Source organism: Luteimonas huabeiensis HB2, assembly GCF_000559025.1.
Lineage (GTDB): Bacteria > Pseudomonadota > Gammaproteobacteria > Xanthomonadales > Xanthomonadaceae > Luteimonas > Luteimonas huabeiensis.
Genome location: NZ_JAAN01000047.1, coordinates 36,915 through 48,900, shown reverse-complemented (window position 1 = coordinate 48,900; position 11,986 = coordinate 36,915). Strand labels below are relative to the sequence as shown.

The window sequence follows — 11,986 nt, the reverse complement described above, 5'->3', positions numbered from 1 at the left end:
CGACCTTCGCGCCGAACGCGGCACGGCGGCAAAGCCGCTCCGTGCCGCGCCACCCCCATGTGCAGACTGGCTTTCGACGCGGCCCGGTGCCGCGTCCTTTTGTCTTGCCTTCCGCCTTTACCCCTCGCTGTCGCTCCGGGCATCGGCGGCCCGGCGGCGCTGAGCTGCTTGCAGCCAGCGCACCGGCGAACGCGCCAATGGCCGCAGGCCGGGCGCGTTCGAGGAAAGACGCCTGCACGCTGGATGGCTGCGCCGGATGTTGCGCGAAGCGCGGCGCGAATGCGCCCGCGCTGCACGCGCGACGACACGGCAGCAGCCACTGGAACGACATGCTCGATGGCACGATGAGAGGCACGGCGACGTGCAGCGAATCGGCGGCCATCATGGGCGTGTCTCCAGCCAGACCGGGTGCGCGATGCCGATCACGGCGGATGCGCTGACCGGGCCGAAATAGCGGCTGTCAAACGACGCCGGATTGGTCACGCTTAACAGGAACAGCTCGCCCGGTTCAAGGCGGCGGCAGAGCTGCAAGGATGGCAGCGGCCGGCCCAGCCGGTCGGCAGGCAGCACGGCGGCCGCAGGCACGCCGTCGATGCGTACCTGCCCGGCGACGATGCAAACGTGTTGCGGCGCGACCGCGCCCACACGTTTGAGCAGCGGCACGCGCGTCGGCAGGTAGCCGCGCTGCGCAGCCAGCATGGCGGCCCTGTCGGGCAACGGCACCAGCACGATGCTGTCCACGGACAGCGGACGTGGCAGCGAGGCGGTGCGCGGGTCGAACGGTTCAATGCGATACCAACCGACCGCCACGCTGTCGGACGGGTTGTAGGTCAGACGCGGCAGCGGCGACACGAAAGCTGCCCAGGCCAGCGCAGCGAAGCCGACAGCGGAGAAGCCCGCCAGCACGATGCGAACGCGCAGGCGCGAGCGAGGATGCGGCGCGGGTTCGTGCGTGCATGTGGTGTTGGAGCGGGCCGTCATGGCAGCGCCCTCCCGGCCAGCCAGGCGGCGTGCCGCTCGGCGGTGTATTCGGGCAGCGCCAGGCGGGCCGCCAGACGGTTGCCCAGCGTGCGCCAGTACGCGGGCGACACGTCGATGGCGGCGATACCCTGCGCGTCGATGTTGTCGATGCGTTCCAGCACGACACGCACCGCGTTTTCGCCTTCGGCGTGCAGCAGCAGGCGTGCGCCCGGCTGCACACCGGGGATGCGCTGCATGTCGTCCAGTGGCGTGGCGGCTTGCATCACCTTGAGCTGCCAACGGATCGTGCCGTAGTCGTTTGCTTCCCAGCGCACGCGGCAGAACATTGCACGCGGCAGGAACACCGCGCAGCGCCGCCAGCGGTCGAGCCGCAGCATGCGCGCCGGTTCGCCGAAGCGCAGGTAGAGCTTGAAGCGATGTTCGATGTAGGCCAGCGCCACGCGCGTCAGCGGCACGTTGCCGGCCTGGCCGGCGAGTGTCGAAAGCGCGGGCGGCGGCGCAGCCGTGGGCGCGGTCGCAGCAGGCAAAGCGGATGCGTTCATGGCGTGTTCTCCCTGCGGTGCTCTGGAAACTCCCGCTCCAGCAGGCCGCGCAGCAGTTCGGCCACGGTCACGCCCCGGCCGAAGGCCGCGATCTTGATGCGCGCGCGCAGCGCGGGCGTCACGTCGAGCGTCAGGCGGGCCGTGTAAAGGTCGCCTTTGTTGAGCGCATCGGCATCGCCCTGGCGAATCCATGCCTCGGCGTGCGGATTCGCGGGTGGACGTACGCCGATGCCGACGCGCTTGCTGCGCGGGCCGCTCATGTCGGCCACCGCAGCAGTTCATCGGTGAGCACGGCGATCTCGCGTGCGGCGGCGCTGTCGGGCGCCGTCTCGCGGGCGAGCCGACCAGCGGCCACGCTGTCGGCGAAGACGATGCGCTGGCGCACCTCGGCGCGCAGTGCCGGCAGCGGCTGTTCGGCCAGCGATTGCCGCGCTTCGCGGCCGATGATGGTGGTGCTGACGCGCCGGTTGATGACGAAGGCCGCGCGCAGCGCAGGCCGGAATACGTGCGCTTCGCGGATCAGCGCGACCATCTCGGCGCTGGCCCACAGGTCATACGGGCTGGGCTGCACAGGAATCAGCACGCGCTCGGCCGCCAGCAGCGCGGAGCGCGCCAGGGCGGCGATGCGCGGCGGGCCGTCGATGATGACGTGATCGGCGCGGCGGGCCAGCTCCGGCGCTTCCTGGTGCAGTGTCTCGCGCGCGAGGCCCACGGCGCTGAACAACCGTGGCAAACCTTGCTGGCTTCTGCGCTGCGTCCAGTCCAGCGATGAACCCTGCGGGTCGGCGTCCAGCAGGACGACGTGCAGACCACGCAGCGCCAGCTCGCCGGCGATGTGGGTGGCGAGCGTGGTCTTGCCGACGCCGCCTTTCTGGTTGAGAAACGCGAAGATCATGGCCTGGCCCTCCATGCTGGAGAGCCGGGCTGTTGCTGCCGCGTTTGTGGCCGCGTGGTGGTTGTCCACCGCAGTGGCGTTTCCCTACTAAAAGTTAGAGAAATGAAGTTAGGGAAGTTAGAGGGCGAGGAGACCCAGTGCTGGCGCGGGTTTGCGGCCGATCGGCACGCCTGATAGCACGATAGTCCCACGCCTGATAGCACGATACCCCGCACGCCTGATAGCACGACTCCATCCACAGGCTTTCCCGGAGTTATCCCCGTGCCGTCTGCGGCACGGGCCGGAAGGTCAGCAGTTCCATACCGTTGTCCGGCATCCGCTCGATGCCCAGGACGTAGCCGGGCAGCGACTGCCGCGCGACAAGCGTGCGCAGGTCGCAGGCAAAGTCGTAGGGCTTGGCGGTGCTGCCGGACTTCTGGTGCAGGTAGCGGAAGTCGAACTGCCAGCCGTATTCCTGCTTGCCGCCATGCTTGCGCACCAGGCGGTACAGCCACCGCTCGATGCCGCCGGTCAGCCGGAAATACGCCGGGTCGATGGTCAGCACCAGGGCAGCGTCGAGCACGCCCGCATAGAACCAGTCCGGCAGGATCAACTCGATGCCCAGCGGCGTGCCGCTGGCATCGGCCAGTTCCTTCCACTCGTTGATCCACGAGAAGCGGTGCAAACGCCTTCCCGTGGTTTCGCGGATGGACGTGGCCACCGTGGTCGATTGCAGCCGGTCGAGCGCCGCTTTCAGGCGCTGGTAGTCGCGCAGCGACGTACCGCGCCCGATGAAGCGCAGGATCTCGTAGGGGGTGGCGCGCATCAGCCGCGACGGCCGCAGGCCCGCGTCCTTCGCCTCCACGATCTGCGAAGCCGCCCAGATCAGCACGTCCGCATCCCAAATTGTGGCGATGCCGTGCTCCTGCGTGCCCTCCACGCGAATCGTCACGTTGCCCGCGCGGAAGTCGATGGGCTTGACCCGCTTGGACTTCCCGAGCGAGAAGAACGGATACGCCATCAAGTCCTGGCTGTCGCGCGGCGCCATGTCGCCGGGCAAGGCGCGGAACAGGTCGAGCTGTTCGCGCTCTTGCCGTGGGCTGGACATGACGACGGCCACCGGCGAGCCTGCGATCAGCGGCCATCACGGTAGTCGCCCGCGTGGCGTTCGGCATATTCCGGGTCGGACGTGGCCTCATAGCTGCGCTGGTCGGCCCAGGCATCGAGGTCGGCCACCGAGTACATGACGCGGCGGCCGAACTTGCGGAACTTCGGGCCGCCGCCGATCACGCGCTGTTTCTCCAGCGTGCGCGGCGACAGCCGCAGGTATTCGGCGGCTTCGTCGTTGGTCAGGTAGCGTTGGGGCTGCACGGGCGCAGCGACAGCAGCGGCGGCAGGCCGCAAGGGAGCGGGTCGCATGGGATGTACCTCCATCAAGCCCGGCCACACCACGCGGCCGGATAGAGGCACTTTCGAGAAAGCAAGGATTCCTGCTAAGGGACGATTTGCAGGAGACGCGAAACGTCCCCCCCCTTTAGTACAGCGGTGGCGGAAGCTGTGCCAAGCGGCGGTAGCCGCCACGCATCAGCGCATAGCCCCGGCGCACCAACCGCCGCACGCGGGCACGCAAGGCGCTGTCGGCGTGCCAGTTGGCCACGACGGCATCGGCGCCGAACAGCCCTTCGGCCACCTCGCGCAAGGACGCGCCCGCGAGGGTCGCGTCGAGCGCCTGCAAGGTGTGCAGTTCCAGTACCGCGGCAGGCGTGGGCCGTGAGCGGGCCGCCGCTGCAGGCGTGGCCTCGGTCGCGGCGGACAGCGCATCCAGCCCAGCGGCCAGCGCACGATAGCGTGCGCACGGCGCAGCGCAGGCGCGGATGGCGTAGAGGTAGGCCATGCCATCCTCCAGGCCCGGTGCGAGGACGAGTCGCAGGCAGCAGCCGGGCCAGTGCGACACCAGCACCAAGCGCTTGCCATCGTGGATCAGTTGCTTGCGGCCAGGCACGCGCCAGAATTCGAAGACAGCGGCTTCGGGCGGTGGATCGGCATCGGGAAGAAGCTGCACCACGGCATCGTGATCGGGGAACCAGGCCGGATGCGCGTCCCGCGCATCCAGGGCGGGATCTTCCAGCAGGCGCAGGCCCCAAGCCTGCGCCGCGTCCGGCCGGCGACGACGGCGCAGCCAGTCGCGGCGGTAATCGGGATTCCGTCGCAGGTACTCCCAGGCCAGTGCCGGGCCGTCGAGGTGCAGTGTGTAGAGATAGGCGGCGGTGGGATACCAATGCTCGGCGCTCGCTTCGGCCATGACGCAACCTCCCGTGTAGCAGGAACGTCGCCACGGATTTCGCCGTACGGAGCTATCGAATCGCCATCAAGCTGTCATCGGGTCGGGGTGAACTGATGTGGCAGGTGTCAAGACCGATTGGCTCCGAAGCATTGCGAAAATCGTCTCGATGCGACGGCTGAAACGCCAGAAAATCTGGCGTCAGCATCAGGCACCGTGCCGAAACCCGCGCCAAAGATCATGTCTGTTTCGGTCAGGCACGCACCGATTTCGTGCAATAAAGCCGAGCAAGATCTATTCGGTCTTGACCAAGACCGAAATAGTCACAATGTGCTCGCCTTGGCTCGGCTTTCTCTGTCTTCGTGGCCGCTCAATCCGTGATCGAGCCGTTCTCCTGCGCCCGTCGGGCGTACTCCGACAGCGGGCGCTCTGCCAGAAAGTAGAGATCACGCATCACCGGCTGCTGGCGCGGCCCGACGATGGATGCCAGATCGGACAGCTTTACCGTCCCCAACGTCGGCAGGCCGATACCCAGGTCGATCAGTCCCCAGGCCGTATCGCCGTCGTCCGGGTCAAGCGCGGCCAGCAGCCAGATGGCGTGCGCGTCGGGAGTGAACAGGCGCACCGCCGGCAACGGGTCGATGCGCCGGCCGGCAGTGCGTACCTCGCCTACGGCGAGTAGCTGCACGCGCTGTTCGGCGGTAATGAGCGGCGGGTTCATGGCCGGGATTCCCACGAAAGCGGGGATGCACGAAGCCGTTTTCCCGACAAGACGCGGAAGCGCCAAAGCGGATGCGTGCTTTCGTGTGGAAGCACGAAAGCGCAAGCCATCGAATCCGTATATGCACGGAAACGCGGAAGCGGAATTGCGCGGGGCAGGAAAGACACGGATGCGGTTCCCCGGTTCTGTGGAAAGCCGCCGATGCGGATTTCCTTAAAAGCACGGAAGCGGGCTGGCCCGCCGGAATGAACACTTTAGATTGTAGCCCTATGGTACGCAATGGGCTGTCATCTTGGTTTTTGCGGGGGAACCAAGTTGGCGACGGCGAAACACTCATTGGCAGCGGCGATACGGACAGTTAGGAAGGCGCGTGGCTTGAGCCAGGAAGCGTTCTCCGACGTGTCCAGTCGCACCTACATGAGCACGCTGGAACGCGACCTGAAAAGCCCGACCATCCACAAGCTGGCCGAACTGTGCGAAGTCATGGAAGTGCATCCCCTCACGCTGCTGACGCTGGCATATGTAGGACGCGACCCGCTCAACGCCGATCAGCTCCTTGCTCAAGTCCAGCGGGAACTGAAGGAAATCGTTGCAGCATCGAAGATAGAGAACTCATGATCGCGGCCTAACTGGCCGTTAAAACACCCAATGGCCATACCAACACATTGCGGCATGCCGCCGCTTCATCAGAACATTGAAGGTCTTCGCTCGCATGCCATGCTTATAAGCATATTTATGCCCGAGCCAGATGTTTCAGTCGAGAAAAGAAAGTGGCGCTCCTGGTTGGTGCATTGTCTTGTCAAGACGGCCCGCCACTACAATGATGCGCGGTCGTTAATACTTGCGCAGATAAGTGAAGGCCAACGATCTTCTGCCGAGATGGCAAAAGGCCGACTTTTGCCTGTGTTCGACTTCGCATTTGCTATGGAAGACTGCATCACATCGCTTGAAAAAGCGGTAGCGTGCATCCGGGCTTTGTCAGACAAAGGAGAAATGCCATCGGCATTTGTTCTCGCGTTATATAACGAGCGGCAGTCCCTAAACGATTTTCGTAGGCAACAGGAACACATGCACTCTCAGATCGCCGCAGGCCAAACCGGCGATGGCCCGATCCTCGTGACGCTATCGGACGATGGTGACGGCATGAGACTCCGCGGTCTTACGATGTCGTTCGTCGCTCTGTTTAAGTTGATCGATGCTATCTACCGCGATATAGCGACCTTCTTCCCTGCGCACGATATTCAGTCGCCGCCATCGCCGGGAGGTGTACCTCAAATCTCAATGTCCATGACAATTGAGGTTGTCCAGGGTGAGCCCAAACCGCCGGACGTTCCGTCGTAGGAAAGCCCCGCCGCAGTGTGGACGGGGCTTCGTGGAGGCCGTCAGGCCGCTTTGGGCTTGCTGCGCGACCAGATCAGGTCGTGCGTGCCGTCCTCGTTCTCGATCAGGCGGGCATAGACCGTCGCCGGGAACGAAGGATCGTCGAGGGATACGGACACGTAGGGCCGCCCGGCTTCGCTGGTCTTCTTCCACGCTGCGCCGATGTCGTGGCCGGCCGCCTGAAGGCGGAAGTCGGGGGCGTTCTCGGTGTCGCCCTTGTCGTTGGGAATCAATTTGACCTTGACGTTCAGGGTCAGGGTGCGGAACGTGCCGGTGAAGCCGTCTTTCTCTGCGGTGAAGGTGCCGATGTTTGCCATGATGAATTTCCTTCTTTCGGTTGAACAGGGTTCGCGCCCATCGCGTCCTGTTGTGATCCGACCGGCGGGGGATGGGCTGGCTGCACCGCTTGCGGGCGCAACGCAGTGGAGCGCCTAGAAGCGAAAAGAATTTGTCCCGCGAGGAATGCGCGTAGCGCAGGGGAAATTGTTTTCGCTGGAAGGTTGCAGCCATAGAAGCCCGGCCACCGCCAGGATTCACAAACAGACAGGACGCCTTGGGCCGACTCGCTCCGAAAGGAACATGGCTGACTCGGCTTCCCGCGTGACGGCTTCACCGGCTTGCGCCCTGGCACGGGCAAGGACAACACCCAACGACAAGGTGAAAGCGTCCCTGACGTAGCAGGCGGCCGCTTGCTTGAGGCGTGGCGTGGAAGCTCCATTGCAAGGCCGGGCGGCGTGTCGGTGAACCGTCCTTCGTGACGTACATGCGACGAACTGCCAGGGTCGAGGACGGCACGCTTTCGTGCAACCTGCGGCAGCAAGCCGGGGCGTAGGCCCACAAGCCCCGATCATTGCGGCGGGGCGCTGCCTTCACCGCAAGCGCAGCGCGCAGCGCCGCAGGCGCGAAGGCGCGAGGGATTGAAGCCGAATGGCCGTGGCGGCAAAGACGGCTCGGGGCGCAGCCTGAAAGCCCGGCGGGCATTGCGCCGACACGCTCATAATTTTTAGTGGGTCACGCTAAACTGCCACGAAGCGATACGCCACCGGATAATTTATGGGATATCTTATGGAAGGCATGCCCTCTTGGGTTAATACTGTTATTGCCGTTGGCGGTGTCCTAGGAACGATAGTTACCGCTGTCGCAACTTTTTTTCTATGGCGCGTAACCAAGACTCTTGCGCATGAAACGACAAGGATGGCTGAAGCCGCAGCTCAACCACATGTCGTCGTGACACTCACTCCCAATCGGTGGTCAATGCGGCATTTTGATATTCACATCGACAATACCGGAAATGCGACAGCATATGACATTTCTATCGCCTTCGATCCTCCACTAGAAAATGGGGAGGCACGCGGAGACCGGGTCGAAATCCCATTCCAGAAAATAAGTGTCCTCAAACCCGGTCAAGGCATGGTGAGTTATTTGTCTGAATTCGGAAAACTGAAGGGCAAGACCTACGAAGTTGACATTAGCTGGAAGCGTGATGCATCCAGCCAACAGCGTCAGAAAAATTCATATACCTTAAGTATGCTCGACCATGAGGGAGTCAGTCGTCTCGGAGATGAGCCATTGGTTGAGATCGCCAAACACATCAAGAAAATTGAGGAAAACTGGAGTCCGGTTGCCAAAGGGCAAAAGCGCACAAAGGTAGATGTGTTTAGCGGTTTTGATAGGCTGCATGAGCGTCGAGAAGCGAATCGGATGCGTCGTCGGTGGCAAAGAGAACAAGAGGATCATTCTTCAAAGAATGCGCAATCTGACACTCCGAATTCTCAGCAATAACTAGTTTTAAATCCGGGCGCGGACACCGACGCGCCCGGACTTGCTTTTCACAGCGCCCAGGACGGAACGGCCTGGGCGCTGTGCTTGCTGACCGCGTTATTCCTGCGCCTTGATGAATCGCACAAAGCGAAGCGCCCCGGTTGTGGCCGAGGCGCTTACCTTCCGCAAAGTTCAAGCGGCCAGCGCCTGCGTGAGTTCATCCGCCATTGCTTCGGCATCCGCCGGGGCGTTGTCTTGCTCCCGCATGGTTTCCGACGTTTCAGCCTTGAAGATAGCAGGCATCCAGCTCGTACCGTTCGCCAGCCGTTCGGCTTCGCTGGCAATGTCGCCTTTCTTCAACTTCGCCAGCCGGGTGATGTGCGCGGGGGCGTACTGCTCAACGGCTTCCAGAATCGCGGCCTTCGGTACATGCTGGAAGTAGCCGTCTGCGGTCGGCTTCCACCATGCCGCCATGTCCAGCCTCACGGCCTGCGCCAGTTCCGCGCCCGGCTGCTGTGCCATAGCGCGGGGCGTCACCACGTCCACCGTGGACGCCACGCACACGGCCAACAGGCGCACCAGTTCATCCTGCGGCTTCGCCAGCAGCGCGGCGAACAGTTCGGCGCTGTCCTCCGGCAAGGCTTCACCCGCCACCTGTTGCAGTTCACGCAGCGCCACGGCGGCGGGCGATTCCGGCCAGTCCGGGGCCATGCCTTCCAGCCGGTCTTGCACTTTCAGGCTCACGCCCAGCGGCAAGTCGTGGCCGTAGTGGTTGTCCTGCAAGACGCTCCGCACCATGCCATGCACCAGCGTCGCGGCCTTGGGCTGCTCGGTGTCCTCGCCTTCGTCGTCGTTCCCTGCTTCGCCTTCCGCGCTGCCGAAACCCTGCTGCAAGCGTTCCAGCGTGCGCAGCGCCTTGGCTTCTGCCTCGCGCAGCAGCCCGCAATGAATCACGGCTTCGCCGCTGCGGTCGAGGGTGACGATGGCACCGGCCACGGCGCGCACATCCGGGGCGTAGCCCTGCAAGGCTTCCTCCACGGCTTGCAGTTCCCCGGCAACCTGTTCGCGGCGCGGTTCCAGCGCTTCGGTCTTCGGTTCGCGGCGCTGGCGCGGCGCGTTCTGGAACGCCTGCCGCTCGGCGTAGCTCATATGCGGCACGGCTTCGACCCACGCCCAACCCTCGGCGCGCACGTCCCCGGCCAGCGCATCCAGCTTGCTGCGCACCAGCGTTTCCAGCAGCGCGGCGTCGGTCAGGTAGGTTCCGGCATCGCCTTCGGCGAACAGGTCGCGGCGGATGCCGCCGCCCGCCGCCGTGTAGGCGTCCAGACCGGCAAAGCGCACCAGCGGATGCGAAGCGTCGATTTCGCGCTCGGTCAGGCGTTCGCGCAGCGGGGACGCGCCACGCTGCCATTCGGGCGCGCCGTAGAACGCGCTTTCCTGCGCGGCGTGGTCGTCGGTGATGGTCAGGGCCATCAACTGTTCCAGCGTGACGGCTCCGCCCCGGTAGTCGGCCAGCAGGCGCGGCGAGACGTTGGCGAGTTTGAGACGGCGCTGCACCACCAGCGGGGACACGCCGAAGTCGGCGGCAATGTCCTCGATGGGCCGGCCTTCGGCCACCAGCGCGGCAAAGGCTTCAAACTGGTCTGCCGGGTGCATGGCTTCGCGCTGCACGTTCTCGGTGAGGCTGGCCGTGCGGGCGGTGCCATCGGCCACCAGCAGGCAAGGCACTTCCCATTCTTTGCTGATGCGGTGCTTCTTCGCCAGCAGCTTCAACGCGGCAAGACGACGGCCACCGGCCACCACTTCGTAATGCTCGCCATCGGCGGTGGTTATGACGATGAGGTTTTGCAGCAGGCCGACACGCTGGATGCTCGCGGCCAGCTCGGGGATGGACATGCGTGGGGTCTTGCGCACGTTGCGACCAGTCGGGCGCGACACCAGCCGCGACAGCGGAACCAGAATCAGGTTCTTGGTCGGGTCGGCAGTTTCCAGCGCGGGGACTTGGATGGCGCGGGCTTCGCTTTGGGGGATGGCGTTCATGGTGATAACTCCTTGCGGTGAGGGATGCAGCAGCAAAAGAAGCGGCAAGGGCTGCTGCCTGCCCCTGCCGCGTGGGGATTCAGGCTTTCAACTGGCGCAGGCCATCGGCCAGCATCCAGAGGGCGCGGTTCAGGCGCACATCGGAATCAATGCCCTGCACCGGGCGGGTTTTCTGGCGGCGACCATTGGCGCTGCGGCCATGCAATCCGCCTTTGGTCAGGTTTTCTTGGGTGCGGTTGAACACGCTCCACAAGTCCGGGCGGCGGTCGTCGAACCGGCGCGGCATCAGGATTTGCGATTCGGTGATGGGCGCGGGCTTGTTGCCGGTGGGGTCGTACTTGAGGGCCAGCGCGGCGCGGGCGAACACTTCGGCTTCGCCTTCATCCAGCGTGATCGCGCGCATGGCATCGCGGGATTCCTTCACCCGCTCGAAGCCCTGCAAGACTTCGTAAGCGCCTTCGATGACGGAACCTGCCACGTCGCCTTTGTGCGGCACGCGCACATCCGCCACGGTGTCCCCGCACACAAGGCCATTGCTGCACACGAACCGGAACATGCCGGCCAGCATCTGGTAGCTGCTGGTGCCGTCGTGCGAGTTCAGCAGGATGATTTCATTGGCTTCCGCGCCGTTGATCTGGCTGGCGTGGCGCAAGCGCAGCATGTGCTTGGTGTGTTCGCGCTTGCCTTCGTCGCGCACGCGGGTTTGGCACGCCATGAACGGCTGAAAACCCTCTTTGCGCAGTTCGGCCAGCACGGCGGCGGTGGGGATATAGGCGTACCGCTGCGAACGGCTTTCGTGCGGGGCCTCCGCGAAGATGGACGGGGCCACGCGGTGAATCTGGTCATCGGTCAGCGGGTAGTCGCTGCGCAGCGACGGCGAACGGGAAGCAAAACGGGATGCGAGTTGCATGGTCTTTCTCCTGACGAAGAGGGTTTGCTGTTCAAACCGCACACCGGATTCCTAGATTCGGAGCCCAGCCTTTCGGCTGTTCTGTGCGGTCGGCACGAGGAACCCGGTTGGCCCTGTTGCCACCGTCTTTCCTGAGTTCATCGCCCGCGACGGTCAGGAGCGCGCGGACGGGGGCCGTCAAGGAAACAAGCGCAGGGTTGGTGCGGCCCGCAGGCGCAGCCGAGGACACGGCCCTGCGCGCCTTGACGGCACACGGACGCGGGCTACAGTCGCGGACAAGGTGATGAGGTCAGGGAAGACGGCTGGACATGGCAACGGCCATCCCTATGTGCTATGTGCTGACCGCACGGCAAGCGAAGCGCGCAGGCCCGAAGCTGGAAGCCGGGCCGGAGGCGTCAGCCGAGCGCAGCGAGGGCATGATGGAAGCCCGTCAGGGGCGAGACGCCGCAGGCGGCTCGATGCGAAGCACGACAGCGCGACCGGCCATTTTTCTGGC

General features: G+C 64.5%; 14 protein-coding genes. 3 read left to right on the top strand and 11 right to left on the bottom strand.

Features of this window, described 5'->3' with window-relative positions:
- Positions 1 to 381: 381 nt before the first annotated feature.
- The 8 genes from Z164_RS0118690 to Z164_RS0118655 form a co-directional block, all read right to left on the bottom strand.
- The gene (locus tag Z164_RS0118690) at positions 382 to 981 is read right to left on the bottom strand and encodes a S26 family signal peptidase (protein ID WP_024892197.1); all 600 of its coding nucleotides are present in this window, start codon (positions 979 to 981) and stop codon (positions 382 to 384) included.
- Positions 978 to 1,523 carry a DUF2840 domain-containing protein gene (locus Z164_RS0118685; RefSeq protein ID WP_024892196.1) on the bottom strand — a complete coding sequence of 182 codons (546 nt, stop codon included), beginning with the start codon at positions 1,521 to 1,523 and terminating at the stop codon, positions 978 to 980. The genes Z164_RS0118690 and Z164_RS0118685 overlap by 4 nt, the downstream gene beginning before the upstream one ends.
- On the bottom strand, positions 1,520 to 1,783 hold the full coding sequence (locus tag Z164_RS0118680) for a hypothetical protein (RefSeq protein WP_031638374.1): 264 nt from the start codon (positions 1,781 to 1,783) through the stop codon (positions 1,520 to 1,522). The genes Z164_RS0118685 and Z164_RS0118680 overlap by 4 nt, the downstream gene beginning before the upstream one ends.
- Positions 1,780 to 2,418 carry a ParA family partition ATPase gene (gene parA, locus Z164_RS0118675; RefSeq protein ID WP_024892194.1) on the bottom strand — a complete coding sequence of 213 codons (639 nt, stop codon included), beginning with the start codon at positions 2,416 to 2,418 and terminating at the stop codon, positions 1,780 to 1,782. The genes Z164_RS0118680 and parA overlap by 4 nt, the downstream gene beginning before the upstream one ends.
- 253 nt (positions 2,419 to 2,671) lie before the next feature.
- Positions 2,672 to 3,505: a replication initiator protein A gene (locus Z164_RS0118670; RefSeq protein WP_031638768.1), complete on the bottom strand. Its 834-nt coding sequence runs from the start codon at positions 3,503 to 3,505 to the stop codon at positions 2,672 to 2,674.
- 26 nt (positions 3,506 to 3,531) lie between these two features.
- On the bottom strand, positions 3,532 to 3,768 hold the full coding sequence (locus Z164_RS0118665; protein ID WP_484496893.1) for a helix-turn-helix transcriptional regulator: 237 nt from the start codon (positions 3,766 to 3,768) through the stop codon (positions 3,532 to 3,534).
- Positions 3,769 to 3,931: 163 nt separating this feature from the next.
- Positions 3,932 to 4,699, bottom strand: coding sequence for a DUF2285 domain-containing protein (locus Z164_RS0118660; protein ID WP_024892191.1), 768 nt, complete (start codon positions 4,697 to 4,699; stop codon positions 3,932 to 3,934).
- 349 nt (positions 4,700 to 5,048) lie between these two features.
- Positions 5,049 to 5,399: a DUF2958 domain-containing protein gene (locus tag Z164_RS0118655; RefSeq protein WP_024892190.1), complete on the bottom strand. Its 351-nt coding sequence runs from the start codon at positions 5,397 to 5,399 to the stop codon at positions 5,049 to 5,051.
- A gap of 279 nt (positions 5,400 to 5,678) precedes the next feature.
- Here Z164_RS0118655 and Z164_RS0118650 point away from each other — a divergent pair, with 279 nt between their 5' ends.
- Both Z164_RS0118650 and Z164_RS22680 read left to right on the top strand, forming a co-directional pair.
- Positions 5,679 to 6,017: a helix-turn-helix domain-containing protein gene (locus Z164_RS0118650; RefSeq protein WP_079280062.1), complete on the top strand. Its 339-nt coding sequence runs from the start codon at positions 5,679 to 5,681 to the stop codon at positions 6,015 to 6,017.
- A 117-nt stretch (positions 6,018 to 6,134) separates the two neighbouring features.
- Entirely contained in the window at positions 6,135 to 6,740 is a 606-nt protein-coding gene (locus Z164_RS22680; protein WP_137049425.1) for a hypothetical protein, read from the top strand.
- Positions 6,741 to 6,781: 41 nt separating this feature from the next.
- Here Z164_RS22680 and Z164_RS0118645 read toward each other — a convergent pair whose 3' ends face one another.
- Entirely contained in the window at positions 6,782 to 7,096 is a 315-nt protein-coding gene (locus Z164_RS0118645) for a DUF736 domain-containing protein (protein ID WP_024892188.1), read from the bottom strand.
- 748 nt (positions 7,097 to 7,844) lie between these two features.
- Between Z164_RS0118645 and Z164_RS22165 the strand changes: the two genes are divergently transcribed.
- Positions 7,845 to 8,561 (top strand): hypothetical protein, encoded by a 717-nt coding sequence (locus tag Z164_RS22165; protein WP_079280065.1) that lies wholly within the window; start codon positions 7,845 to 7,847, stop codon positions 8,559 to 8,561.
- 171 nt (positions 8,562 to 8,732) lie between these two features.
- Here Z164_RS22165 and Z164_RS0118635 read toward each other — a convergent pair whose 3' ends face one another.
- A complete protein-coding gene (locus tag Z164_RS0118635) occupies positions 8,733 to 10,580 on the bottom strand; it encodes a ParB/RepB/Spo0J family partition protein (RefSeq protein WP_024892186.1) in 1,848 nt (615 codons plus the stop codon).
- Positions 10,581 to 10,659: 79 nt separating this feature from the next.
- On the bottom strand, positions 10,660 to 11,490 hold the full coding sequence (locus tag Z164_RS0118630; RefSeq protein WP_024892185.1) for a DUF932 domain-containing protein: 831 nt from the start codon (positions 11,488 to 11,490) through the stop codon (positions 10,660 to 10,662).
- Positions 11,491 to 11,986: the final 496 nt, after the last annotated feature.